Annotated in this window: 22 protein-coding genes; 16 read left to right on the forward strand and 6 right to left on the reverse strand. The window is 60.6% G+C overall.

The genetic code is table 11. The features are described 5' to 3' along the window. Positions 1-206: 206 nt before the first annotated feature. Positions 207-1,055: an IclR family transcriptional regulator gene (locus V1289_RS40410; RefSeq protein ID WP_334404755.1), complete on the reverse strand. Its 849-nt coding sequence runs from the start codon at positions 1,053-1,055 to the stop codon at positions 207-209. A gap of 365 nt (positions 1,056-1,420) precedes the next feature. Between V1289_RS40410 and oxc the strand changes: the two genes are divergently transcribed. The 7 genes from oxc (at position 1,421) to V1289_RS40445 (ending at position 10,213) form a co-directional block, all read left to right on the forward strand. Beyond that, a complete protein-coding gene (gene oxc / locus V1289_RS40415) occupies positions 1,421-3,211 on the forward strand; it encodes an oxalyl-CoA decarboxylase (RefSeq protein WP_334404757.1) in 1,791 nt (596 codons plus the stop codon). 19 nt (positions 3,212-3,230) lie between these two features. Further along, a complete protein-coding gene (frc, locus tag V1289_RS40420) occupies positions 3,231-4,508 on the forward strand; it encodes a formyl-CoA transferase (protein ID WP_334404758.1) in 1,278 nt (425 codons plus the stop codon). A 341-nt stretch (positions 4,509-4,849) separates the two neighbouring features. Beyond that, complete coding sequence (gene oxlT, locus V1289_RS40425) at positions 4,850-6,166, forward strand: oxalate/formate MFS antiporter (RefSeq protein WP_334404760.1); 1,317 nt, start codon at positions 4,850-4,852, stop codon at positions 6,164-6,166. Positions 6,167-6,264: 98 nt separating this feature from the next. Further along, the gene (gene sucC / locus V1289_RS40430) at positions 6,265-7,467 is read left to right on the forward strand and encodes an ADP-forming succinate--CoA ligase subunit beta (protein WP_334404762.1); all 1,203 of its coding nucleotides are present in this window, start codon (positions 6,265-6,267) and stop codon (positions 7,465-7,467) included. Further along, positions 7,467-8,351 carry a succinate--CoA ligase subunit alpha gene (sucD, locus tag V1289_RS40435; RefSeq protein WP_334404764.1) on the forward strand — a complete coding sequence of 295 codons (885 nt, stop codon included), beginning with the start codon at positions 7,467-7,469 and terminating at the stop codon, positions 8,349-8,351. The genes sucC and sucD overlap by 1 nt, the downstream gene beginning before the upstream one ends. A 40-nt stretch (positions 8,352-8,391) precedes the next feature. After that, positions 8,392-9,366, forward strand: a complete 975-nt coding sequence (locus V1289_RS40440; RefSeq protein WP_309184067.1) for a 2-dehydropantoate 2-reductase — start codon at positions 8,392-8,394, stop codon at positions 9,364-9,366. 73 nt (positions 9,367-9,439) lie between these two features. Further along, the gene (locus V1289_RS40445; protein WP_334404767.1) at positions 9,440-10,213 is read left to right on the forward strand and encodes a fumarylacetoacetate hydrolase family protein; all 774 of its coding nucleotides are present in this window, start codon (positions 9,440-9,442) and stop codon (positions 10,211-10,213) included. 364 nt (positions 10,214-10,577) lie between these two features. Here V1289_RS40445 and V1289_RS40450 read toward each other — a convergent pair whose 3' ends face one another. Then, the gene (locus tag V1289_RS40450) at positions 10,578-11,693 is read right to left on the reverse strand and encodes a substrate-binding domain-containing protein (protein WP_334404769.1); all 1,116 of its coding nucleotides are present in this window, start codon (positions 11,691-11,693) and stop codon (positions 10,578-10,580) included. Positions 11,694-11,811: 118 nt separating this feature from the next. Here V1289_RS40450 and V1289_RS40455 point away from each other — a divergent pair, with 118 nt between their 5' ends. From V1289_RS40455 to V1289_RS40495, 9 genes are all read left to right on the forward strand, one after another. Next, complete coding sequence (locus V1289_RS40455; RefSeq protein WP_334407868.1) at positions 11,812-13,299, forward strand: aldehyde dehydrogenase family protein; 1,488 nt, start codon at positions 11,812-11,814, stop codon at positions 13,297-13,299. 1,127 nt (positions 13,300-14,426) lie between these two features. Next, entirely contained in the window at positions 14,427-15,350 is a 924-nt protein-coding gene (locus V1289_RS40460; RefSeq protein WP_334404771.1) for a 3-hydroxyacyl-CoA dehydrogenase, read from the forward strand. Between the two features lie 20 nt (positions 15,351-15,370). Further along, a complete protein-coding gene (locus tag V1289_RS40465) occupies positions 15,371-16,348 on the forward strand; it encodes a 3-hydroxyacyl-CoA dehydrogenase NAD-binding domain-containing protein (protein ID WP_334404773.1) in 978 nt (325 codons plus the stop codon). An 89-nt stretch (positions 16,349-16,437) separates the two neighbouring features. Beyond that, complete coding sequence (locus tag V1289_RS40470; RefSeq protein ID WP_334404775.1) at positions 16,438-17,658, forward strand: acyl-CoA dehydrogenase family protein; 1,221 nt, start codon at positions 16,438-16,440, stop codon at positions 17,656-17,658. A 55-nt stretch (positions 17,659-17,713) separates the two neighbouring features. Then, positions 17,714-18,565: an enoyl-CoA hydratase-related protein gene (locus V1289_RS40475; protein ID WP_334404777.1), complete on the forward strand. Its 852-nt coding sequence runs from the start codon at positions 17,714-17,716 to the stop codon at positions 18,563-18,565. Between the two features lie 32 nt (positions 18,566-18,597). Further along, positions 18,598-19,533, forward strand: a complete 936-nt coding sequence (locus tag V1289_RS40480) for an alpha/beta fold hydrolase (RefSeq protein WP_334404779.1) — start codon at positions 18,598-18,600, stop codon at positions 19,531-19,533. A gap of 10 nt (positions 19,534-19,543) precedes the next feature. Beyond that, positions 19,544-20,770 (forward strand): CaiB/BaiF CoA transferase family protein, encoded by a 1,227-nt coding sequence (locus tag V1289_RS40485; RefSeq protein ID WP_334404781.1) that lies wholly within the window; start codon positions 19,544-19,546, stop codon positions 20,768-20,770. 83 nt (positions 20,771-20,853) lie between these two features. After that, complete coding sequence (locus V1289_RS40490) at positions 20,854-21,651, forward strand: enoyl-CoA hydratase (RefSeq protein ID WP_334404783.1); 798 nt, start codon at positions 20,854-20,856, stop codon at positions 21,649-21,651. A gap of 12 nt (positions 21,652-21,663) precedes the next feature. After that, positions 21,664-22,278 (forward strand): NADPH-dependent FMN reductase, encoded by a 615-nt coding sequence (locus tag V1289_RS40495; protein ID WP_334404784.1) that lies wholly within the window; start codon positions 21,664-21,666, stop codon positions 22,276-22,278. Between the two features lie 76 nt (positions 22,279-22,354). On the opposite strand, the gene V1289_RS40500 is transcribed toward V1289_RS40495, so the two are convergent. The 4 genes from V1289_RS40500 to V1289_RS40515 all read right to left on the reverse strand — a co-directional run bounded on the left by V1289_RS40500 (position 22,355) and on the right by V1289_RS40515 (position 25,930). Next, positions 22,355-22,804: a hypothetical protein gene (locus V1289_RS40500; protein WP_334404786.1), complete on the reverse strand. Its 450-nt coding sequence runs from the start codon at positions 22,802-22,804 to the stop codon at positions 22,355-22,357. Between the two features lie 52 nt (positions 22,805-22,856). Then, a complete protein-coding gene (locus V1289_RS40505) occupies positions 22,857-24,188 on the reverse strand; it encodes an NAD(P)/FAD-dependent oxidoreductase (protein ID WP_334404788.1) in 1,332 nt (443 codons plus the stop codon). 111 nt (positions 24,189-24,299) lie between these two features. Next, positions 24,300-25,604, reverse strand: coding sequence for a threonine/serine ThrE exporter family protein (locus V1289_RS40510; protein WP_334404790.1), 1,305 nt, complete (start codon positions 25,602-25,604; stop codon positions 24,300-24,302). Further along, a complete protein-coding gene (locus V1289_RS40515; RefSeq protein WP_334404792.1) occupies positions 25,571-25,930 on the reverse strand; it encodes a hypothetical protein in 360 nt (119 codons plus the stop codon). The genes V1289_RS40510 and V1289_RS40515 overlap by 34 nt, the downstream gene beginning before the upstream one ends. Between the last annotated feature and the right edge of the window lie 382 nt (positions 25,931-26,312).

Raw genomic sequence — 26,312 nt, forward strand, 5'->3', positions numbered from 1 at the left:
GGTTCGGCCGTGATCATCAGGGGAGGGAGGAAGTATCTCAATGAGATTGAATTTGTTTCCCATCATGCGGAATGGATCGCGAAGTTTGCGCGATATCAGACGATTAGGCGGATTCAAAAATGGAAGATATCGAGTGTGGACGAACGTGGCCGACGCACGCGATAACCGCTTGCCGGCGAGAACACCGCAATCCCGGAGATTCTGGCTCAGAAGGACTTTGCGTCGGGCATCGTGCCACCGAGCGCTTTGGTCAGCTCGGCTGCGACTTCCTGCACGAGCTTCCCGAGAACAGGCAGGCGGTCGTTCGGAACGCGAGAGGCCTTGCCCGACACCGAGATGGCAGCAAGTGGTTCGCTGCAATCGTCGTAGACGACGGCGGAGACACACCGCAGGCCGATCAGGGCTTCCTCATCATCGATCGAATAACCTTGCTGTCTGATGTCGTGAAGCGATTTGCAGAGTTCGCCGGCGCGCACGATCGATTTCGACGTCAGCCTTGGCATGCCCTCACGCTGAATGATCGCGAAGACGTCCTGTTCGGAATAGGTCGAGAGCAGAGCCTTGCCGAGCCCCGAGGCGACCATGGGGACCCGGCCACCGACTTTGGTGACAGATCGCATGATCTCCCGGCTCTCGACCCGGGTCAGAACAACCATCGCGCCGTCGTCGACGACGGCGAGGTTTGCCGTTTCGCGCGTCTGGTCGCGAAGCTTGCGAAGATAGGGCAAGGCCTGTGTCACGAAATTGCGGCGTCGAACGAATGTCGAACCGACAGCGAAACTTTGCGCCCCGATGTGCCACATCGATTCGTCGCGATCGAACTGGACGAATCGCCGCTTCTCCAGCGTTGTCAGCAACCGGTGAACCGTCGAAGGCGACAAACCTGTGCGCACCGCGAGGTCTTTCAGCCGATATCCCTCATCATCCTCGGCCAGCGTTTCGATAATCAGGAGAGCACGATCCACCGATTGTACGCCGCCGTCGCCGGGGTCGGGATCGCTATCCGAACGGGATTTCAGCTCGATGGCCTTGCGGCGGATCACGTTTCTCTTCATCGCGACCTGCATTCATCCGTAGGTGTGAAGACGTGTTCGTTTGCTCGATTTCAAATTCCGCTTTGCACGCGCGCCGCGATCAGACTTTTTCGCGTTTCGCTTCGTTCCCGGCGCCCGCGAAGCCGCTGCTTTCGCCGGGCAGCGTTCGCACAATGAGCCGGCAAGGATCTGCTGGCACAATTGGCATTTGGTATGCCAATAGAGCGTCTTGTCAAGAGTGTTTCACAAAATGCGCATATTCATCATGGAAAACAGGCTTGACCATCTGGTATCTGGTATGCCAGATTAACCATGGTTTCGCTTTGAGCGACGACACAGAAGACGACGCACTCGTCCACGCCGAGAATGATCAGGGAGAAAGCGGAATGTCCGTAACTGCAGCCAAGAGCATTGATACAACTGAAGCCGAGCGCGAGCTGACCGACGGCTTTAATCTGATGATCGATGCGCTGAAGCTCAACGGGCTCACCACGATCTACGGGGTGCCGGGCATCCCGATCACGGATTTCGGCCGCATGGCGCAGGCCGCGGGCATCCGGGTCATCTCGTTCCGCCATGAGCAGAACGCCGGCAACGCGGCGTCGATCGCGGGCTTCCTGACCAAAAAGCCCGGCGTTTGTCTGACGGTTTCGGCGCCGGGCTTTCTCAACGGCCTCACCGCGCTGGCCCACGCCACCACCAACTGTTTTCCGATGATCCTGATCTCGGGCTCGTCCGAGCGCGAGATCGTCGACCTGCAGCAGGGCGACTATGAGGAGATGGACCAGCTCGCGATCGCCAAGCCGCTGTGCAAGGCCGCGTTCCGCGTGCTGCACGCCGCCGACATCGGCATCGGGCTGGCGCGCGCGATCCGCGCCGCGGTCTCGGGCCGCCCGGGCGGCGTCTATCTCGATTTGCCGGCCAAACTGTTCGGCCAGGTGATGGACGCCGAGGCCGGCAAGAAGTCGCTGGTCAAGGTGATCGACGCCGCGCCGGCGCAGATACCCGCGCCCTCGGCGGTCAAGCGCGCGCTCGATGTCCTGAAAAGCGCAAAACGTCCGCTGATCATCCTCGGCAAGGGCGCGGCCTACGCCCAGGCCGATGACGCGATCAAGAGCCTGGTCGAGAAGAGCGGCATTCCGTTCCTGCCGATGAGCATGGCCAAGGGATTGTTGTCCGACACCCATCCGCAATGCGCGGGCGCGGCGCGCTCGACGGTGCTGAAGGACTCCGACGTCGTGATGCTGATCGGGGCGCGCCTCAACTGGCTGCTGTCGCACGGCAAGGGCAAGACCTGGGGCGATCAGCCGAAGAAGTTCATCCAGATCGACATCGAGCCCAAGGAGATGGACTCCAATGTCGAGATCGTCGCCCCCGTGGTCGGCGACATCGGCTCCTGCGTCACCGCGCTGCTCGAGGGCATGGGCGCCAACTGGGCGGCGGCGCCGTCCGACTGGACCGGCGCGGTCGCCAAGAAGCGCGAAGAGAACGTCGCCAAGATGGCGCCGCGGCTGATGAACAACAATTCGCCGATGGACTACCACGGCGCGCTCGGCGTGCTCCGAACCATCATCAAGGAACGGCCGGACGCCATCCTCGTCAACGAGGGCGCCAACACGCTCGACCTCGCGCGCGGCGTCATCGACATGTACCGGCCGCGCAAGCGGCTCGACGTCGGCACCTGGGGCGTGATGGGCATCGGCATGGGCTATGCCATTGCGGCGGCAATAGAGACCGGCAAGCCGGTGCTCGCGGTCGAAGGCGACTCGGCGTTCGGCTTCTCCGGCATGGAGGTCGAGACGATCTGCCGCTACAAGCTGCCGGTCTGCATCGTCATCTTCAACAATGACGGCATCTACCGCGGCACCGACGTCAATTCGGTGGGCGCCGATCCCGCGCCCACCGTGTTCGTCAAGGGCTCGCGCTACGACAGGATGATGGAAGCCTTCGGCGGCGTCGGCGTCAACGCGACGTCGCCGGATGAGCTGAAGCGCGCCGTCAACGAGGCGATGGATTCCGGCAAGCCGACCCTGATCAACGCGGTAATCGATCCCGCCGCCGGCTCCGAAAGCGGCCGCATCGGCAACCTCAATCCGCAAAGCATTCTTGAAGAAGAAGTAAGCCAACATCGACGTCATGCGCCGCGCCAGCGGGCCATCCAGCGCATGACACAGTAGATAGTCAAGGAGAGAACAGATGACAAAGGCGCTCGAGGGCGTTCGCATTCTCGATTTCACCCACGTCCAGTCGGGACCGACCTGCACGCAATTGCTGGCCTGGTTCGGCGCCGACGTGATCAAGGTCGAGCGCCCCGGCGTCGGCGACATCACGCGCGGCCAGCTGCAGGACATTCCCAACGTCGACAGCCTGTATTTCACCATGCTCAACCACAACAAGCGCTCGATCACGCTCGACACCAAGAACCCGAAGGGCAAGGAAGTCCTCACCGCCCTGATCAAGAGCTGCGACGTGCTGGTGGAGAATTTCGGCCCCGGCGTGCTCGACCGCATGGGTTTCCCCTGGGAGAAGATCCAGAGCATCAACCCGAAGATGATCGTGGCCTCGATCAAGGGCTTTGGCCCCGGACCGTATGAAGACTGCAAGGTGTATGAGAACGTCGCCCAGTGCACCGGCGGCGCCGCCTCCACCACCGGCTTCCGCGACGGGCTGCCGCTCGTCACCGGCGCGCAGATCGGCGACAGCGGCACCGGCCTGCATCTGGCGCTCGGCATCGTCACCGCGCTCTATCAGCGCACCGTCACCGGCAAGGGCCAGAAGGTCACCGCCGCGATGCAGGACGGGGTCTTGAACCTTGCCCGCGTCAAGTTGCGCGACCAGCAGCGCCTCGCCCATGGTCCGCTGAAGGAATACAGCCAGTTCGGCGAAGGCATTCCGTTCGGCGACGCGGTGCCGCGCGCCGGCAACGATTCCGGCGGCGGTCAGCCCGGCCGCATCCTCAAATGCAAGGGCTGGGAGACCGATCCCAACGCCTACATCTATTTCATCACGCAAGCGCCGGTCTGGGAGAAGATCTGCGACGTGATCGGCGAGCCGACCTGGAAGACCCATCCGGATTACGCCAAGCCGCCGGCCCGGCTGTCACGGCTCAACGAAATCTTCGCACGCATCGAACAGTGGACCATGACCAAGACCAAATTCGAGGCGATGGATATCCTCAACAAGGACGACATCCCCTGCGGCCCGATCCTGTCGATGAAGGAGATCATCGAGGACCAGTCGCTGCGGGCCACCGGCACCGTGGTCGAGGTCGATCATCCGACCCGCGGCAAGTACTTTTCGGTCGGCAATCCCATCAAGATGTCGGACAGCCCGAGCGATGTGACCCGTTCGCCGCTGCTCGGCGAGCACACCGACGAAATCCTGCGCCAGGTGCTCGGCTTCACCGACCATCAGGTCGCCGAGATCCACAATTCCGGCGCCCTCGATCCGCCGCGGAAGCAGGCGGCGGAATAGGCGACATCAGAGCCTTGAGGTCTGGCATCTGGTATATCTAACCTGTTACGGGACCAATAGATTCGACCTCCAGCCCGTTCGTCAAAATCCGCGATGCGCAGCCCCTGGTTTGATTTCACATCTCGCTGCCGTGTCTGCACGACCGTCTCTCCCAAACTAAGCCCAGAATTTCGGGGCTTTCTTTTTTTGACACAATATTTCACGCGCTGATGGGATCGGCGTAACAAGCGCGATTTTTTTTGAAGTTCCGCAAACTATTCGCTTGCCATCTGGTATATTGCATACCAGACTGGCGTGCAAGACAGGACGAGGCTCATTTCAAAACCAGGCCCGGAGGAAGCATGACAATCACGACAAAGGCTGCTGCGTTACCGACGGTTGAAGGCAAGAATTTCCGCTGGCTGCAACTCGCGATGGGTATTGCCTGCATGGCGATGATCGCAAACCTGCAATACGGCTGGACCCTGTTCGTCGATCCGATCGACGCAAAATTTCACTGGGGCCGCGCAGCTATTCAGTTGGCTTTCACTCTCTTTGTGCTCACCGAAACCTGGCTGGTGCCGATCGAGGCATGGTTTGTCGACAAATATGGTCCGCGCATTGTCGTCATGTTCGGCGGAGTCATGATCGCCCTCGCCTGGGTCTTAAATTCTTACGCCACTTCGCTGACGATGCTTTACGCCGCCGCCGTGTTCGGCGGAATTGGTGCAGGCTCGGTCTACGGAACATGCGTCGGCAATGCCCTGAAATGGTTTCCTGACCGGCGAGGTGTTGCGGCCGGCGCGACCGCGGCCGGTTTCGGCGCCGGTGCCGCCATCACGGTGGTGCCGATCGCTCAGATGATCGTTTCCAGCGGATACCAAAGCGCGTTCCTTACATTCGGCATCGGGCAGGGCCTGATCGTCTTTGTTCTGGCAATCTTCATCCGCAAGCCGTCGCAAGCGATGGCGGTGACAAAGAAGCAGCTCAACCTGCCCCAAACCAAGATCGACTTCACGCCGCCACAGGTGCTGCGCAGCCCAATATTCTGGGTCATGTATCTGGTGTTTGTGATGGTGGCCGCGGGCGGTCTCATGACGGCAGCCCAGATCGCGCCGATCGCGCATGACTTCAAGATCGCGAACGAACCCGTAAGTCTTCTGGGCTTTCAGATGGCGGCATTGACCTTCGCAATATCGCTCGACCGGATTTTCGACGGCTTCGGCCGCCCGTTCTTCGGTTGGCTGTCTGACACCATTGGCCGCGAGCATACGATGTTCATCGCGTTCGGGACGGCAGCGCTCATGGTGCTGACCCTCTCCGTCTTTGGCAATATCCCAATCGTCTTCGTCCTTGCGACCGCTGTATATTTCGGCGTGTTCGGCGAAATCTACAGCCTGTTTCCCGCAACCAGCGGCGATACCTTTGGTGCCAAGTTTGCGACCACCAATAACGGCATGCTCTACACCGCCAAGGGGACAGCCTCGCTGCTGGTCCCACTCGCGAGCCTGGTTGCGACAACCTACGGCTGGCAGGCGGTCTTTGTCATCGCTGTCGGCCTGAACGCCACCGCAGCGCTGCTTGCATTGTTCGTGATCAAGCCGATGCGGCGTGCGTTCATTCTGGGCAATGAAGCCGCTCGCGTCGACGCAGATGCGCGGACGATGGGCGTGGTTTGAGCGCCACTGTTTGAAAATCCAGGCGAGGTGAACATCCGTGCACCTCTCTTTTTCGTCTCCAAAGTACTGGCATACAAAATACAAGAGTCGAGGACGGCATGAATATCCATGAATACCAGAGCAAGGCCATTCTAAAGAGCTTCGGCGCACCGGTCTCTCAAGGTCAAGCGGCGCTCACAGTTGAACAAGCCGTCGCTGCGGCCAAGACGCTCCCGGGCCCTGTGTACGTGGTGAAATCTCAAATCCATGCCGGCGGCCGCGGCAAAGGCAAATTCAAGGAATTACCGGCCGATGCAAAAGGCGGTGTGCGGCTCGCCAAATCAATCGATGAAGTGGCCGCCTGCGCAAGGGAAATGCTCGGCCGCACGCTCGTCACCGCGCAGACTGGTCCCGCAGGCAAGCAGGTCAACCGCTTGTATATCGAGGCCGGCTGCGACATCGAGAAGGAGTTCTACCTATCGATGCTGGTCGATCGCGAGACGTCGCGCGTCTCTTTCGTTGTCTCGACCGAAGGCGGGATGGACATTGAAAAAGTTGCGCATGATACGCCCGACAAAATCGTGACCTTCTCGGTCGATCCCGCAACCGGCATCATGGCGCATCACGGGCGCGCAGTGGCCCGCGCGCTCGGCCTCAAGGCTAATCTCGCAAAGCAGGCAGAGAAGCTGACGGCGCAGCTCTACAAAGCCTTTGTCGGCACCGACATGGCGATGCTTGAGATCAATCCGCTGGTTGTCACCAGGCAGGGCGAATTGCGATGCCTCGATGCCAAGGTCAGCTTCGATTCGAACGCGCTGTACCGGCATTCCGACCTGGTCGAACTGCGCGACCTGACAGAGGAGGACGAGAAGGAGATCGAAGCGTCGAAGCACGATCTCAACTACATCGCGCTGGAGGGCACGATCGGCTGCATGGTGAACGGCGCCGGTCTGGCCATGGCAACCATGGATATCATCAAGCTTTACGGCGCAACGCCGGCAAACTTCCTCGACGTCGGCGGCGGGGCGACCAAGGAGAAGGTCGCGGCGGCATTCCGGATCATCACATCCGATCCGCATGTTGAGGGAATTCTGGTCAATATCTTCGGCGGCATCATGCGCTGCGATGTCGTTGCCGAGGGCGTGGTCGCGGCTGTGCGGGAAGTCGGCTTGACGGTACCGCTGGTGGTGCGGCTCGAAGGCACCAATGTGGAGCTTGGCAAAAAAATCATCAAAGAGTCCGGTCTCAATGTCGTGCCGGCGGACAACCTCGACGATGCCGCACAAAAGATCGTCAGAGCCACACGAAGGGAGGCCGCGTAATGGCCATTCTGATTGACGGCAATACCAAGGTCATTTGCCAGGGTTTCACGGGTAAAAACGGTACCTTCCACTCCGAGCAGGCCGTGCTTTACGGCACCAAGATGGTCGGCGGCACCTCGCCCGGCAAAGGAAGCACCCGGCATCTCGACTTGCCGGTGTTCGATACCGTGGCCGAAGCTCGCGAAAAGACCGGCGCGGATGCCAGCGTGATTTATGTCCCGCCGCCGGGCGCGGCGGACGCGATTTGCGAAGCGATCGATGCCGAGATTCCGCTCATCGTCTGTATCACCGAGGGCATTCCGGTGGCGGACATGATCAAGGTCGGCCGAGCACTCGACGGTTCAAAGTCCCGGCTGATTGGCCCGAATTGCCCCGGCGTGATGACGGCGGGTGAATGCAAGATCGGAATCATGCCCGGCAATATCTTCCAGAAGGGAAACGTCGGAATCGTTTCTCGCTCGGGAACGCTGACCTACGAGGCGGTCTATCAGACCACCGCAGAGGGGCTCGGGCAGACCACCGCGGTCGGCATCGGCGGCGATCCGGTCAAGGGCACCGACTTCATCGCAATGCTTGAGCTATTCCTCGCCGATCCGGCGACGAAATCCATCATCATGATCGGCGAGATCGGCGGCTCGTCGGAAGAGGACGCCGCGCAGTTCATCAAGGATGAAGCAAAAGGTGGCCGAAGGAAGCCGATGGTCGGCTTCATCGCAGGGCGTACGGCCCCTCCGGGCCGCCGCATGGGCCATGCCGGTGCGATCATCTCCGGCGGAAAGGGTGATGCGGAATCCAAGATCGCTGCGATGGAGGGCGCCGGCATTCGTGTGTCTCCTTCGCCGGCGCGTCTTGGGAAGACACTGATCGACGTGCTGAAGGGATAAGCGGGTCATGAACGACCAGTCCAGTGCTTTGGAGGACGGTATGAAAATCTGTATCTACGGCGCCGGCGCGATCGGCGGCTATCTCGGTGTGCAGCTGGCTCAAGCGGGTGCAGATGTCAGCCTCGTTGCACGCGGCGCGCACTTGGCCGCAATGCGCGCCAATGGCCTCAAATTGCTGATCGGCGATGAGGAGCGCGTAGTGCATCCCCGTTGTACCGACAACCCCGCCGAGTTGGGACCGCAGGATTTTGTGATCATTTGCCTGAAGGCGCACTCGATCACCGGTGTCATCGAAGCAATCCAGCCGCTGCTTGGCGCGCACACTCGGATCGTCACTGCAGTCAACGGGATTCCCTACTGGTATTTCTACAAGCACGGCAATGAGTGCGAGGGGGCGACGCTTGAAAGCATCGATCCGGGCGGACGGCAATGGCGGGAATTGGGGCCGGAGCGCGCGATCGGGTGCATCGTCTATCCCGCGACGGAGATCGAGGCGCCTGGCGTCATCCGTCATGTCTATGGCGATCGCTTTCCGCTCGGCGAGGCATCCGGCGAGAGAACTGCAGATGTCGAACGGCTTGCGGCGATGTTCGTCAAGGCCGGATTGCAGGCGCCCATTCTCGATCGGATCCGCGACGAAATCTGGCTCAAGCTGTGGGGGAATGTCTGTTTCAATCCGATCAGCGCGCTGACCCACGCAACCCTGGACAAGATCTGCACGGATCCGGCAACCCGCGCCCTGTCGAAGGCCATGATGCTGGAAACCCAGTGCATCGCGGAGACATTTGGCGTCAAATTCCGCGTCGACGTCGAGCGCCGGATCGAAGGCGCGCGCAAGGTCGGTGCGCACAAGACGTCGATGCTGCAGGATCTTGAGCGCGGACGCCCGATGGAGATCGATCCGCTCGTCACCGTGGTTCAGGAAATGGGGCGTCTCACGCAGACTCCGACACCGGCGATCGACGCAGTTCTGGCGCTCGTAACGCAGCGCGCCAGAATCGCAGGGCTCTATTGAACGCGGTTATCACCCTGCGGCCGGCCCGACGCCCGCGCAGTAACCTTGCTCTTGAACTTCGGAGAGTTTCATCGTGACCTATTGGGTTCGCTTTCGACACAGCGACATGACCGGGTTTGGAACGATCTCGCAATCAGAGATCCGCGTACATGACGGCGAGATGTTCGGTAACTCACGGGCAAATGGCCAGCGCCTCGCTTTGTCCGATGTCGAACTCCTGGCTCCGACCGAACCTTCGAAGATCATCGCTCTTTGGAATAATTTTCATGCGCTTGCGGCAAAATTGAAGGTCACTGAGCCCGACGATCCGCTCTACCTTCTGAAAGCGCCGACGACATCAGCCGCGCCGAATGCGGTCGTGAAACGACCGGCGTCCTATGACGGTAAAGTCACTTACGAGGGCGAACTCGGGATCGTCATCGGGCGCAGATGCAGCGGGGTATCGGTCGATCAGGCCGATGATTATATTTTTGGCTATACCTGCGTCAACGACATCACCGCCGCCGATATCATCGGCAAAGATGCCACGTTTGCGCAATGGGCGCGCGCCAAAGGCTTCGACAGTTTTTGCCCGTTTGGGCCCGTCATCGCATCCGGGATCGATCCGGCGAAGCTCGTCGTTCGGACGATTCTCAATGGCGAGGAGCGTCAGTCGTATCCGATTTCGGACATGATCTTCAGCGCACAGCAACTTGTCAGCAAGACCTCGCACGACATGACATTGCTGCCGGGAGATCTGATCTGCTGCGGCACATCGCTGGGCGTCGGGTCAATGAAAGATCAGGTCAACAAGGTCACGATCGCGATCGACGGTATTGGCGAATTGGCCAACGAGTTCAGGCAATGACCGGGGCCCGTTCGTCAATCGCTGCCGCGTGCAGGCGAATTTTCGAAGGTCAAATGCGCGGCGCGTAACAGCATGGGGGCGTCTTTTGACGGGGGATACGAACCCAAAACCCGACTGGGAGACAAAGGCCGATCGGGCCATAGAAATGGCGCGTAGCATGCCGCCTGGACCGGCCCGGCACGATGCGATGAAGAGAGCTGGCTTGTTGCGCTGGTTGGCTGCGTTGATGCAGGAGATAAAGCGGCGGGGAAGCGCCGGTTCGCGGGAAGAAGCCAAGGAAGTGACCGGCGGTTAGATCCAGCGAAGTTTGTAGAATGAATTCTGCCTTGACGGAGCGGGCAACATTTCGAGTGCGGACGTTGCATCACCTTGGCAGATTTCGCTTCCGGGATGTGACAGGCTTTGGGTATAGGCTGTCCAGGAATTGCCGGACGGTGCTGACCGATCCGGTATTGACTGCCGCATAGCCGGGCAGGCGGGCGATGGCCTCGTGGAACGTGCTGCCCTTCATGACTTCAAGCAAGCGCTGCATCGGCTCCGTTTCAAGAAACGAGCGACGGCAGACGAAAGAATAGTCTTCCGTCAGAAGCCGGATGAAATCGAGCCCAAATTGTCGCGCTGCGGCTTCGACGCCAAAACTGACATCGGCCATGTCGCTGGCTACATAGGCGGCGACGGCGGCGTGGGTAAATTCGATCTGCTGCGAGCCGTTGATTCCGGTTTCGTCGATCTCGTGCAGCGCCAGCAGCTGGTCGAATAGTAGCCGCGTTCCGGAATCATGGTCGCGATTGACGAAACGCGCCCTTCGCTCGGCAAGGTCCTTGAGCGAGGTGATCGCGAGCGGATTGCCGCGCTTGACCATCAATCCCATCTCGCGGGTCACGAAACTGATGACGCGATATTCGAGCGGATCGAGCCATTCTTTGCAGGCGTCGATGCTCTGCTCGCGCAATTCGCCGCGCGGCAAATGAACCCCCGAGAGATCGCAGGCCCCCTGCGCAAGCGACAGCAGTGAATTCTGATTGCTCACATAGCGCAGATCGATGCCGATCCCCGGCGTCTGGTCGAGGAGTTCGCGCAGTTTGGCAACGGCAAAACCGTGACTGGCGTGAACGCGAATGACGGACGGCCCATAGCGCAGAAACGGTTTGATTTCGGTCGCGAGTTCCTGCGAAAGATTTTCGAGCTGCGGACCGAGGCGCGCGTGCATACGCTGTCCCGCCCAGACCAGCTTTTCCCCAAACGGTGTGAGCGCAGTGCCTTTGCCGCGATGGCTCTCGACCAGCGGCACCCCGAAGAATTCTGACCACTGCTCAAGCAGATTCCAGACGTGCCGATAAGAAAGCTGGGCATGCTTTGCTGCGCTGGCGAGCTTTCCGGTTTGCCGGATATCGTTAAGGATTCCGAGCATGACCACAGCGGTCTGCGGGCTCTCGTCCTTGTGAAATCGCCAGATGGTTTCGATCTCGATATGTAGCATCGGTCATCCCAAGATATGAAATTAGCTTCATATATGCGTCGAGCATAGGCAGATCATATCATATTTACAGCGGCCTGTTTTATCCTCATTTTGGTGCACAATCACCGGAGGAAATATGATGTCGATTGCATATGACTATTCCCGTCAGACGACACCCTCAGCTTCGGCCTCCAGACCCAAACTGTTACTGATTGACGGGCAACACGTCCTGTCAGCCTCCGGGCGTACGTTCAAGACCCTGAATCCGGCCACCGAGCAGGTGATCGCGAGCGTCGCGGAAGGCAACGAGGTTGACGTCGATCGGGCCGTCGCTGCCGCGCGCCGTGCCTTCGAAGGTCCCTGGCGCACGATGCGAGCCGCCGAGCGCGGCCATATCCTGCTCAGGCTTGTAGACCTGATGAAAAAGCATGCGGATGAAATCGCCGCGCTGGAAAGTCTTGATGCCGGCAAACCGATCTCGGGTGTGCTGCGCCAGGACCTGCCGGCTGCCATCGACACGCTGACCTACTACGCGGGCTGGGCGGACAAGATCAGCGGCGAAGTCGTCTCAACGCGGGACGACGCGCTCACCTACACGGTCCGTGAGCCCGTCGGCGTGGTTGCGGTGATCGTACCATGGAATTTCCCGCTGATGATCGGGATGTGGAAGCTTGCACCCGCTTTGGCCTGCGGCTGCACGATTGTTATGAAGCCTGCCGAGTTGACCTCGCTGTCGGCGCTGCGCATCGGTGAGTTGGCGCTCGAAGCGGGTCTGCCGCCGGGCGTGCTCAATATCGTCACTGGACCCGGCCGGGTCGTCGGCGACGCCCTCGTCAATCATCCTGATGTGGATAAGGTTACCTTCACGGGATCGCCGGGGGTGGGACGCGGAATTCTGCGCGGTGCGGCGGGTAACTTTAAGCGCGTTTCGCTCGAGCTTGGCGGCAAGTCCGCCAATGTCATCTTTGACGACGCCGACATTGAGGCCGCGACCAAGGCCGCTGCGTCAGGAATCTTCTTCAATGCCGGGCAAGTATGCTCGGCAGGCTCGCGCGTGCTTGCGCACGAGAAGGTTTACGACGAGGTCGTCGAACGGCTGACGCAGCGCGCGAAGGCGATCCGGATGGGCGACCCAGCAGATCGTGCCACGGCGCTTGGCCCGGTAATCTCCGAGAAACAAATGAAAAGCGTTCTCGATTACGTGGATATCGGCGAGAAGGAGGGCGCCGTGTTGACGACCGGCGGCAGGCGTGTCGGTGACCGCGGCTACTTCATCAGCCCCGCGGTGTTCGCCGACGTCGAGCACGAGATGCGCATCTCGCAGGAGGAAATCTTCGGTCCCGTGGTGAGTGTCATCAAGTTCCGCGACGAGGCCGATGCGCTGCGCATTGCCAATGGTACTGCCTACAGCCTCGCTGCTGGGGTATGGAGCCGCGACATCGGGCGCGTGCAGCGTTTCGCGAAGAAAGCGAACGCCGGCACCGTCTGGATCAATACCTATGGCTACACCGATGTGCGGTTGCCATGGGGCGGCGTGCGCGATTCTGGCTTCGGCCGCGAACACGGCTCGGCGGCGATCGAGAATTTCACCGAGCCCAAGGCGGTGTGGATGAATTTGAATAGCTGATGCCAGGGCGGGCATATGCATTATCACACGTTAAATATCGACCGTCAGCGAATGTCGGCGTCGGTGGCTGCAGGTTCCCGATTTGAACCTACGACGCGCACAATCACGCATCCCGCCGCGCGCAACTTCCATGCGATACGGTCACCGAATCTACGATCGGAGCGTTGCCGGGCTTGGCACCGGCAAAGCGCAGCGCTGCTTTGCTTCTGACTTTGATCGGCCGTCTGATCGTGTGTTCGACGCTGGCGAGATCGGAGCGGTCGAAGTCGAAGTGGGAGCTGCGCGCGCGACCGGTACAGCGATGCAGTGCTGGATCGGGCGAAGATCGGGCGTTAGTTCTATCGCTCAGATCATTTGTCGGCCCAGAAATCGGTTGGACGGACTCAAAATAGGAAACTGAACGAAAACAATATGTTAGCGCAGAGATTTTGCGTCGCCCCGATGATGGATTGGAACGGGACTTCCAATCCTGCGATTTTGTACGCAGGACTACGATTTTCCGCGGTTTCGTACCCTCAATTGTAGCGGTCAAGCGCCTCAAGCGCGAAGCGCGCCTTAGCGGTCCGCTGGCATTGGTGCTTGCCGGAAGCGGTCGTGGTCAAGAATCGCTGACGGTATCCCATCCTCCCTCCATTGCGCTGACATCAGCGCATCTCACAGGCTGGGCAGGGTCCCTAACTAGAATTGCCGCATGGGGCATGTTGTGCGGCGTTGTCCTGATGCCTCGTGCGCCACGGCACGCGAACGTCGATCAGTGGCAACCTGACTGTCGCCCCTGGTTTGGAGGCGGAAGGTAGCGTCAGGGCGAATTTCGCGCGCATGGCCATCGCCGGCAAATAAGCGTTATGGAAGACGCTGCGGGAGCGGGTTGAGCGGGGCTCGCGCGGTCCGCATGTCCGCAGTCGCAAAACCCTCTGTGAACCGGTCATGGACCGGTGTCAAAAAATATCCTTCGCGTTCGAAATTTGCAAGTGCGCGGCAAGGGATGAGCCGCGCCGTACGACAGCGCTAAAAAAGCACAACCGTTCCAGCGACGATCGTCCCATTCAATATCGTGGCAAGTCTTCGCGGCACAGTCGCGGTCAAGCGTTGACCAATTTCGCGTCAGATCGCCATACGGGTGCCACATGTCTGAAGCCGTCAAGAAGAACAATCTAAGCGCTGGCGCCAGAGCCATCGCCGTCGCCCCTCGTCTCTTTGTTCTTGAGCTGAACGCCGGCCGCATTCACTCCATGAATACGGACGGTTCCGACCGTAAGACCATCGTGTCGGATTGCCATTTGCCCGACGGCATCGTCGTCGATGCTGAGGCTGGCCATATCTACTGGACCAACATGGGCATCCCAAGCCTGGATGACGGGACCATCGAGCGCGCCGATATCGACGGCAAGAACCGCAAGACCATCGTCCCACAGGGAAAAACCCACACTCCGAAACAGATCATACTCGATAAGAAGGGCGGCAAGCTCTATTGGTGCGACCGCGAGGGTATGCGCGTCATGCGCTGCAATCTCGACGGCTCGCAGCTGGAGACGCTCATTGAAGCCGGCCGCGGCGAAGTCGATCGCCGGGATCAGACGCGATGGTGCGTTGGGCTGACGATCGACCCGAAATCCGGACATATCTACTGGACGCAAAAAGGCCCAGACAATGCCGGGCTCGGTCGCATCTTCCGCGCCAATGTCGAAATTCCCGCCGGCCAAACTGCAGCGACCAGGTCCGATATCGAGATCTTCTACGACGGTCTGCCGGAGCCGATTGACCTCGAACTCGACGTCAAGAATCGCATTCTCTACTGGACCGACCGCGGCGACCCGCCGCGCGGCAACACCGTGAACCGGGCCTCGATCGACAACAAGCCTGCCGAGCCGGAGATCGTGGTGACTCACCTCATGGAGGGGATCGGTATCGCGCTCGATATTCCCAACGATCGCATGTTCGTGACCGATTTCGCCGGTTCAATCTACTCCGCACGGCTCGATGGATCCGGTGAACGGAATTTCCTCTTCGCCCAGGGCAATCTCACCGGCATCGCCTACGCCGAAATCTGAAAACGCATCGGAGAAATAACATGACCGACACCAAACCCATTCGCCGCATCGCCATCATCGGCACCGGCGTGATCGGCGCGAGCTGGAGCTCGCTGTTTCTCGCCAAGGGATTGCAGGTCGTCGCGACGGATCCCGCTCCGAACGCGGAAGCCGCGCTGAGGAAGTTCGTCGAGACCGCCTGGCCTGCGCTCAAGCGATTGGGCCTCTCGCCCGGAGCGTCGCAGTCGAACCTGACGTTCACGGCCGACCTCGCGAAGGCGCTCGCCGGCGCCGACCTTGTCCAGGAGAACGGCCCCGAACGTATCGAATTCAAGCAGAAGCTCTATGGCCAGCTCGACGAGCTGCTGCCGCCCGACGTGATCATCGCGTCGAGTTCGTCGGGACTCACCATGAGCGAAATCCAGAAAGGCGCCGCGACCCATCCCGAGCGCTGCGTGATCGGTCATCCGTTCAATCCGCCCCATCTGATCCCGCTGGTCGAGATCGTCGGCGGGGCCAAGACGTCGGAAGCGACGATCCGGCGTGCGGACGAATTTTACACCTCGATCGGGCAACGGACGGTGCGCGTCAACAAGGAAATGCCGGGCCATGTCGCCAACCGTCTGCAGGCGGCGCTGAGCCGCGAGATCTATTACCTCGTCGCCGAGGGCGTCGTGAGCGCCGCCGATGTCGACACGGCGCTTTCCTGGGGGCCGGGACTGCGCTGGGGCGTTATGGGCGGCCTGATGCTCAACCATCTTGGCGGTGGCCCGGGCGGCATCGAGCACTTCTTCCAGCAGTTCACCGGCCCGATGACGGCCTGGTGGAAAACCCTCGGCTCACCGGTGCTAACTCCGGAAGTGCAAAAGAAGCTCATCGACAGCGTCCATGCCGAGGCTGGATCACGCTCCATCGAGGAGCTGGAGGCGGAACGCGACGAAGTGCTGCTCGGCCTGATTGAGCTGCGCAACAAGGTAGCCAAGTCGAGCCAAACGAAATCGACGGAGCGGGTCGCCTGAGACCAGGCGCCATCGGCGAAATCGATCACACATCCGAAACGTCCTTCAATTTTTCCCGGCTTTTCAAGCCGCAGCCAAAGGAGTCTCAAATGCCCACTGCAACCGCAGCAAGCAAGATCGTCGCACGGAAGCCGCTACCGCCGCCAAATAGCGATTTCTACGATCTCTACGAGACCTTGAGCGCCGACGAACTCGCGACGGTGAAACGGGTGCGCGCGTTCATGGAAACCAAGGTTGCGCCTGTCATCACAGATTACTGGGTGAGGGACGCTTTCCCCTTCGAATTGCTGCCGGCGATTAAGGAGTTGGGCATCGGTGGCCTTGCAATGCACGGCTACGGCTGCGCAGGTGGAAGCTTGGGGCTGTTGGGCTTTGTTCAGATGGAGCTCGCACGTGTCGACCCGTCGATCGCGACCTTCATAGGCGTGCATGTCGGCCTGGCGATGGGCTCCATCTACATCGACGGATCGGAAGAGCAGAAGCAGAAATGGTTGCCACAGATGGCGCGCTTCGAGAAGATCGGCTGTTTCGGCCTGACCGAGCCGCTGGTGGGCTCAGGTGCCAGCGGCGGCCTGCTGACCACGGCGAAGCGTGAGGACGACACCTGGATCCTCAATGGAGAGAAGCGTTGGATCGGCAATGCTCCATGGTGCGATGTTTCAATCATCTGGGCGCGCGATATCGCCGACAACCAAGTGAAGGGCTTCATCGTCGAGAACAAGACCACGCCCGGCTTCAGCGTCGAGAAGATCGAGAACAAGATCGCGCTTAAGGTGGTCCAGAACGGCCACATCACGCTGAAGGATGTTCGAGTGCCGGAAACGAATCGCCTCCAGAGCGGCAATTCATTCCGAGACACCGCGAAGGTGCTGAAGATGACGCGCTACGCCGTGGCGTGGATGGCGACCGGATGCGCGATGGGCGCCTACGAGGCTGCGCTGAAGTATAGCCAGGAGCGCTTGCAGTTTGGCAAGCCGATCGCGTCGTTCCAGCTAGTCCAAGACCTTCTCGCCAAAATGATCGCCAACATCACGGCTTCGCAGTGCCTGATCGTGCGCCAGGCGCAACTGCATGCCGAAGGTAAGCTGACGGACGCCCATGCCGCGCTTGCCAAGGCGTTCGCTACGGCCAAATGCCGCGAGACGGTTGCCTGGGCCCGCGAGTTGATGGGCGGCAACGGAATCGTTGCCGACTACAAGGCGGCACGCTTCTTTGCGGATTGTGAAGCGCTCTACTCCTACGAAGGCACGTATCAGATGCAGAATCTGATCGTCGGCAAGGCTGTCACCGGCCTCGGCGCCTTCGCGTGACATCGCAGCGGCCGGCGCTCAGAGGCCGGCCGCGCCCCATCCAGGAGATATGACCATGGTTTCGGTAACTGCATCATTGACCCCTTCGCCTGCAACAGTACCCAACTCCGTGCCCAGGGCGGCATTGGCGCTTGCGAACGTCCAGTACGAGAAAAAGGGTTTGATCGCCTACGTGACGGTCAATCGGCCCAAGGTGCTCAACGCGCTCAACACGCCGACCTGGACCGATTTGAAGGCCGCATTCGAGGATGCAAAGGCCGACATGTCTGTGCATGGCGTGATCCTCACCGGCGCTGGCGACAAGGCTTTCATCGCCGGCGCCGACATCAGCGAACTCGCGCATGTCGATGCCTATGAAGCGGAAGAGTCCAGCCGCTTCGGGCAAGGCGTGCTCGATCTGATCGAAAATCTTGGCAAGCCGGTGATCGCGGCGATCAACGGCTTTGCGCTTGGCGGCGGCTGTGAGACGGCAATGGCTTGCACGATGAGGATCGCAGCAGAGCACGCCAAATTCGGGCAACCCGAAGTCAAGCTGGGCCTGCTGCCCGGCGGCGGCGGAACGCAGCGTTTGCCCCGTCTTGTGGGAAAGGGTCGTGCATTGCAGCTGATCCTCACCGGCGAGACGATTTCCGCGCAGGAAGCCTATCGCATTGGCCTCGTCAACGAAGTTGTCCCCGCGGCCAATCTGATCGCTCGCGCCGAGACGATCCTGAAGCAGATCGCGGCCAACGCACCGATCGCAGTGAAGTTCTCGCTGGAGGCGGCGAACAAGGGGCTGGACACCAGCCAGGTCGAGGGGTTTGCGCTCGAAGCGTCCTATTTCGGCATCTGCGCGGCAACGGAAGACAAGAAGGAAGGCACCTCCGCCTTCCTCGAAAAACGCGCGCCGCAGTTTCACGGACGCTGAATTTCGAGCGAAAGCGAGACTGGACATTTGCCATGACAACGCCTTCTCCCACCCCAGTTCCGACGGAGCGCTTCCGACTGACCAGCTCCGACGGACTGTGCATCGCCTGCGCCCGCTGGGACAGCCGTGGCCCGGTCCGCGCCGTTGTTCAGATCGCCCACGGGATGGGCGAACATATGGGGCGCTACGCCGATACCGTCGATGCGCTCGTTGCGGCAGGTCTCTCCGTTTACGCCAACGATCATCGCGGCCACGGCCTCTCGGCCCACGCGCAATTGGGAGAATTTGGCAGGGGTGGCTTTGAACTTCTGGTCCAGGACATGGTCCGCCTGAGCGAGATCGCCAGAGAGGAAAATCCCGACCTGCCGCTGCTCCTCCTGGGGCACGACATGGGATCCTTTGCCGCGCAGAGATACGTCATCGACCACAGCCACGAGATTGATGGCTTGATCCTGTCGGGATCGGGAGCGCTTGAAGGTTTGGCCCGGACCGTGCTTCCGGAGACCAAAGGCAGCAACCTCCTTAACGCCGCATTCGAGCCGGCGCGCACGCCCTTCGACTGGCTGTGCCGTGATCAGGCGATCGTCGATGGGTTCATGGCTGATCCGCTCTGCTTTGAAGACCCTCACCCCGACTCTCTTGTCTCCTTCCTCGGCACCGCGCCGCGATTGTACGATCCGGTCGCACTCCGCAAGATCCGCGGCGATCTGCCGATCTATTTGTTCTCCGGAAGCGAAGACCCGGTCGGGCAGCAATTGCGGGGACTCGACACATTGATTGGCCGCTACCGCGATGCCGGCCTGCGCGACATCGCCTTCGATTTTTATCCAGGCGGTCGACACGAGATGCTGAACGAGATCAACCGACGCCAGGTCCAAATCCGCCTGCTCGGCTGGATTTCCCAGACACTGGAAAAACTGAACGACGATGACCGCCGCGTTTCAATCGCGCCCGAACTTCAACACTAAGGAGACAAACATGCCGAGCGACAACATTTTCTCTGGACTGAAAGTGGTAGATTTTGCGAGTTTCATCGCAGGCCCCAGCGCCGCGGTGATCCTGTCGGACTTCGGCGCCGACGTCATCAAAGTGGAGCCGCCGAGCGGCGATCTCTGGAGAATTGGAAACAAGCTCCCGCCACAGCCGGTCTCCGAGGATGCCTACCCCTGGCACCTCGCCAATCGCAACAAGCGGGGCATGGCGCTTGATCTGAAGTCGCCGAGCGCCCAGCAGGTCCTCGAAAAGCTCGTCAAATGGGCCGACGTTCTCATCGTCAACACGCCGCATCCGGCGCGTGCGAAACTGAAGCTTGAATATAAAGATGTGGTGCGGTGGAATCCGCGTTTGATCTACGCCGACATCACGGGTTTCGGCGACAAGGGACCCGATGCGAATCTTCCCGGCTTTGACATCACGTCGTACTGGGCACGCAGCGGATTGCTGTCAATGACACGCGATGCCGGTTCGCCGCCGACCTGGCCGGTCGCCGGCAGCGGTGACAATGCCACCGCCGTCGGGCTCTACTCGGCGATCGTCACTGCCCTTTATCGTCGCGAGCGCACGGGGGAGGGGTCGCATGTCACGACCTCTCTTCTTGCCGAAGGCGTATGGTCCGCCAGCGTCTCGATCCAGGCCGCGCTGTGCGAGGCGAAATTCTTCGGGCCGCACGATCGTATGCACCCCGCTAATGCGGCAATGAATGTCTATCGCGCCAAGGATGACACCTGGTTCGTTCTCCTCGTCACGCCCGACAAGCTGGCAGCCGTCGCCAAGGCCATCGGCCGCCCTGATCTTCTGACCGATCCGCGATTCTCCGATCCGGCGAAGCTGATGGCGAATATGCCGCAGCTCACGGCGATCCTCGACGAAACCTTCTGTGCGGAGCCGATGGCACATTGGTACGAGGTGTTCAACGGCGCTCACGTGACGTTCGGAGCAGTGCGTGGGCCGCAAGAGGTGATCAACGATCCCCAACTCCAGGCGAATGACATCATCGTTCCGCTCAGCGGTGCCGGCGGCAAGCTGACGTCCACGATCTCTAGCCCGCTTCAGGTGCACGGTGTCGCCAAAGTGCCGGCGAAGCGCGCCCCGAAGATTGGAGAGCACAACGACGAGGTGCTCCGGCAGCTCGGGTTTAGCGCGACCGAAATCGACGGTTTGCGTACGAGTGGCGCCATTCCGAAACCAAAGGAACATGCGGCCTAGCACACGACACTGTCGGGGCGGCGTGAGCCGCCCTGAACTTCGATTTGTCGTGCAATTCACCAAACGAACCCGGGAGTTCGACCATGGATGATATCGTTACCGAACAGGCAGGAAGTATCCTGCGCGTCCAGTTCAACCGCCCGACCAAGCGGAATGCGATGACGTCGGCCATGTACGTGGCTCTCGCCGGCATTTTCAACAAGGCGGCGAATGACGAGAACACGCGTGTCGTGCTTTGGCATGGCGCGGGAGATTCGTTCTGCGCGGGCAACGATATCGAGGACTTTCTGAAGAATCCTCCGGGGCCGGGCGAATCGCCACAGGCGAGCCTCATGCACGCATTCGTCAACTTCGACAAGCCCGTGGTCGTGGCGGTCCAGGGCGCGGCGATCGGCGGCGGCACCACCATGCTGACGCACTGCGACTTCATCTACGCGGGCGAGAGCGCGAAATTCCAGATGCCCTTCATCAATCTCGCCATCGTGCCGGAATTCGGATCGAGTTGCTCGGTGCCGGCGCGGATCGGTCATCTCCGCGCCGCGGAGCTGATCCTGCTGGGCACTCCGTTTGATGCCAGGCGGGCCGCGGAGTTGGGGCTGGTTACGGAGGTGGTATCCGACAAGGACGTCCTGGCGAAAGCGACCGAGACGGCCGGGAAGCTGGCAGCGAAGCCTGCGGCAGCGCTGCAGGCCAGCAAGAGGCTCATGAAGCAGTCATCACGCGAGCAGATCAAGGCGGCGATGAAGGCCGAGAACGAAGAGTTCAGCGTGCAAGTCCGCTCTGAAGACGCAAAGGAGGCGTTCTCGGCGTTCCTGGAAAAGCGCAAGCCTGACTTCACGAGGAGCATTAAGTCTCCAGCGGCCGCATACGCGCGAACATAAGGGATAAAGACCATGGATAAGCCGATGAATGTGTGTGTGTTGGTTGGAAGCCTGCGGAAGGGGTCGGTCAACAGGATGCTGGCGAATGCACTGATCTCGCTCGCGCCACCTTCGATCAAGCTCGACGTCGTTGAGATCGGGCAATTGCCCTTCTTCAATCAGGATCTGGAGACCGACGGATCGCCCGCGCAATGGACCGCGTTCCGCCAGCGCGTCAAGGCTGCCGACGCGGTGCTGTTCGTCACGCCGGAATATAACCGTTCGGTGCCGGCCGCTCTCAAGAATGCACTGGATGTCGGTTCCAGGCCGTATGGGAGCAGCATCTGGGACCGCAAGCCTGGTGCGATCGTCAGCGGCTCGCCGAGCGCGATAGGGGCGTTCGGCGCCAATCATCATTTGAGGCAGTCGCTCGTATTTCTGAACGTGCCGACCATGCAGCAGCCGGAAGCCTATATTGGCCACGCCGACAAGCTCTTCGATGAGCATGGCAAGCTCGTCAACGACGGCACCCGCAAATTCCTGCAGGATTTCATGCAGGCGTTCGCGAACTGGGTCGAGACGATCGGGTCTCAGGGCAGCGCACCTAATGCCTTGCCGCAAGCGCGGGTGGCCACGGTATCCAGCTAGAATGGGCGCGATCGGCTTCACGAAGGTTCATGACGGCGGCAGCACCGTGACGGCGGATTGGGTCGCGTGGTGAAGCTTAAAATTGTATTGGCCGCATTTGCTCGAATTCGTCGCGGCACACCTCGCTGAAGCCTTGCAACAGATCGATCGTGCCGTCGATGACCATTTCGCGCAGTTCGACGAAGCTCTTGTCCGGCTCCAGATAGGCATCCAGAATTTTTCGGACAACATCGTCGGCGTGCTGCACCACCTTCTTCGAGGACACTGCCCGCATCGAGCTCAGCTTCGCATAGAGGCTGACCAGACCGGGAATGTCGGCTTTATCGTGCTGGAGCGCATCGATGTAGCATTTGGCGGCGTCTTCGATGAAATCCCTGTAAAGGGTCTGCCGGCGGCTCTTCTCGTGCAGAGCCCACTCGACGCGGACCTGGCTTCGGTGGTTCAGCCAGGCTGCCATTCCGCTGGTCAAGCCGCCGACGGCTGCTCCGGTGAGGGCAGCGAGTGCGGAGATGATGGATACGTCCACGGGTGCGGTTCCCAATCAACTGCCAGGCAGTGATGACTACCGGGCCTCACTATTATGACGCGGACGACCGCGGCCCTTCGGAAATCAGCCGGGAGCTCCGTTGTCCGGACAGATAGGACCAGAACCATTGCGTTTGAACGCGGAACCGGTTCTGAAGCTGCGGCAACGCGAGCACGTGCAGCGCGGCCCACACCAGCCAGGTCACAAAGCCGCTGGTTCGCAAATGACCGGCCTCGAGGATGGCGAAATTCTTGCCGACCACCGCCATGTTGCCCTTGTTGCGGTATCGAAACGGTCGACCGTCCTTGCGTCCCCTGACACGGTTGGCGATGACGCGTCCGACGAATCGTCCCTGCTGAATGGCGGCCTGCGCCACGCCGGGGACGGGGTGACCATCCTGGGTCATCGTGGCCGCGTCGCCCGCCACGAATACGTTGGGGGCATCGGGAATGTCCATGAAGGCACCAACGAAAGCGCGCCCGGCGCGGTCTGTCTGTGTTCCCAGCATTTTGACCACCGGCGAGGCGCTGACGCCGGCTGTCCATAGGACGGTGGCGCTGGGAATCCGGACGCCGGCCGCGATCACGCCCTGGTCATCAACCTTCTCGACCTTTACGCCGGTCGAAACCTCAACGCCGAGCTTGGTTAGTCGCTTGGCTGCCTTTCCCGACAGTGACTCTGCAAAGGTCGGAAGAATACGCGCGCCGCCGTCCAGTAGCACAATTCGGCTCCTGGCAGGGTCGATCTTACGGAAATTTTTGCGCAGGGTAACCGTGGCCAGTTGAGCGATTGAAGCGGCAAGCTCGACGCCGGTCGGGCCAGCGCCTACTAAAACGAAGGTCATTTGGCGCGCGCGTTCTTTCTCATCATCGGTCGATTCAGCCAATTCAAATGCACCCAGGATCTTGGTCCGGATCGTTTCAGCGTCGCTGAGGCTCTTGAGGCCCGGCGCAAAGCGCGCGAACTCGTCATGACCGAAATAGCTCGGACGCATTCCGGTCGCGATCACCAGGAAGTCGTACTCGAGTTTTCGGCTGCCAATCCCCGGGCAAACGGCCTCGACGGTGCGAGCTCCGAGATTGATGCCCTTAATCTCCGCCAGCAACACGCTGAGGTTTTTCTGTTTCGCCTCGAGCTGCCGGATCGGCGCCGCTATCTCGGAGGGCGACAAAACAGCGGTGGCGACCTGGTACAGGAGCGGCTGAAAGATATGGTGATTACGCTGGTCGATCAGCGTGATTTCGACATCGGTTCGCTTTAGTGCCCGCGCTGCCGCAATACCGGCAAAGCCACCGCCGACGATCAAGACGCGTTTTTTGTCCGGGACCGCCTTGATTACAGGTGGCTTTTCTTGCGGGAACGATTTGGTCAGAACTGTGGTCATGGATGTACCAACGGTTTCTCTAGGGCCAGCCGCCCGATTAGCAACGGATACAGCGGGGCTTCGGGCTAATCTTGAACGGCGCTGCGGTGCATAGAACGTCCATGCCGCTTTTCATGCTGGCGCGGGCAATACGCGCTCGAACAACATGCGCGGGAGGATCAGCCCGAAGGTCATGGCCATGATGATCAGAAATGCCGTGGCGCCGTTCGTGGCGATGCTTGTCAGCAGAGCCGCCGGGGCGGTCGGCCCGATCGAGACCAATTCGACGAGGCCGGTCGCGGCGTTGAACAGGAAAAAGCCCGGCATCAATGAGACGACGGCGGAGAAGGCGACAGCCGCGAAGGGCAGATGCAGACGATCGACGACCGGAGTCGCGAGGACGCTGACGAGCGTGCAGGCGACGAGCGCGCCGGTCGCGGCATTTGTCCCCACGACGGAGATTAGCGCCCAGCGTGCGGCATGCGCGAGCATGCCGACCGCGATCGGGAACGCCAACAGGCGCCACGGCATTGAGAAGAAAGTGCCAAAGGAGGCGACGGCGCATCCTGCCGCAATCACGTCGATGACCAAGGGCACGGGTGGAGATGGTCCGGCTATCGCAAGGTTTGCGCCGACCGCCGTGAAGCCGAAGAGGCCACCGGCGCAGATCAGGAGCACGATGACGCCGGCATAAGCAAGGCGCGCGATTCCCAGCGCGATGCGCGTGCGAGCGAGGTCGATGGCACCGTTGAGGATATGCGGACCGGGAACCAGCACCATGCAGGGACAGAAACCGACCATCGTTGCTGCATCCGATAGCAGCAAACGGCCGGCAGCAGCAGCCACGACACCCCCGATAAACGCGGCGCAAAGCGGCTGGATCAGTGGATTATTGCTGAAGCCGGAAAGCCAGCGGCGGACGAGCGCACCGATGGCGGCGCTGGTCGCGATCAGCAGCAGGCTCGTCGCATCGAGCGTACCGAAAATGACGCCGAGCGAAGCCGCGCCAATGGCTGCGAACAAAGTGAAGTGTGGCGTAGAAGCTGGCGGCAGCCGGCCAGCCGACTCAAGCGCGGATTGCGCAGCCTCGGCCGACAACGTGCCGTGGCAGACCTGATCGATCACCGTCGTAACGGCCAGTACCCTGCCCATGTCAACGCCGAGCGGCTTGGCGGGGACGATTTGTGAGATGGGCGCGCCGTTGAGTGCGACAGTGAGCTCGCCCCAGTAAGGCAGCACCGTACCCGTCACGCCGAGAGCGCGCCCAAGCTGCTCGGCAGCGGTAACCGTCCGTTCTGTGGTCTGCCTATGAGCAAACAGGAGTGTGGCTGCCAGCGCGGTCGTCTTTAATGCCGCCTCGCACGTCAGCGGCTCGGGGCACGGTGTTTCCCTTTTCAAATGGGTTAATTGCGCTGCGCGGTCCAATAGCCAGAGCATCGCGCACCTCCCGCGCGGCCTTTCCATCTGCCGCGACCCGAGGTTTCGAAAAGCCTGCCGGTGCCGGAAGCGAATTTGTCGTGAACCGTCACCGACGCATGAACGGAACCAGAGTTCGCGACGTATCCCTCGAATTTTACGAGATTGGGATGGGTCACAACTCCGTCAGAAACATTGACGGTGAAGTTGTAACTGGGATCGCATGAGCCCGTTTGCGTCACGAAGACGAGATCCCAGGAGCCATCATAGGCGGACCGCGCGTGTGCGACAGATGCCGGGGCCACAAAGCAGACTGCTGCAATCATCCAGAGCGAAGGCGTCTTCATTGATACATCTCCGTTAGGTTAGGCGGTCGCTCCCGGGAAACACCACAGATCTCGTCGGTATTCGAATTGGGCAGCGGCTTGTTTCAGACATCCGAACCATGATCTCCTTTAGGAAAAGCTGACATAGAGCGCTTGTTGAAACGTGCTCGGATTATTCTGAATCGTGCGATGGCAGCGCGGTGCGTCTTTGGATTCGAACTCGTCAGCTGACAGTTTTGAGCACGATTGGCCCCAATCGAGCAGCCGCGTTCAATCGCGGCCGAGGGTGGGGATGCTTATTGAATGCACGCACTGCCGCTGTTCGAACTGAACACGACAGCTCTCATTTTTTGAAAGAACTCGGAGCAGCGAGATGAACGTCAAATCCATTGCTGGCCAGCTT

The organism is Bradyrhizobium sp. AZCC 2289, from assembly GCF_036924615.1.
GTDB lineage: Bacteria > Pseudomonadota > Alphaproteobacteria > Rhizobiales > Xanthobacteraceae > Bradyrhizobium.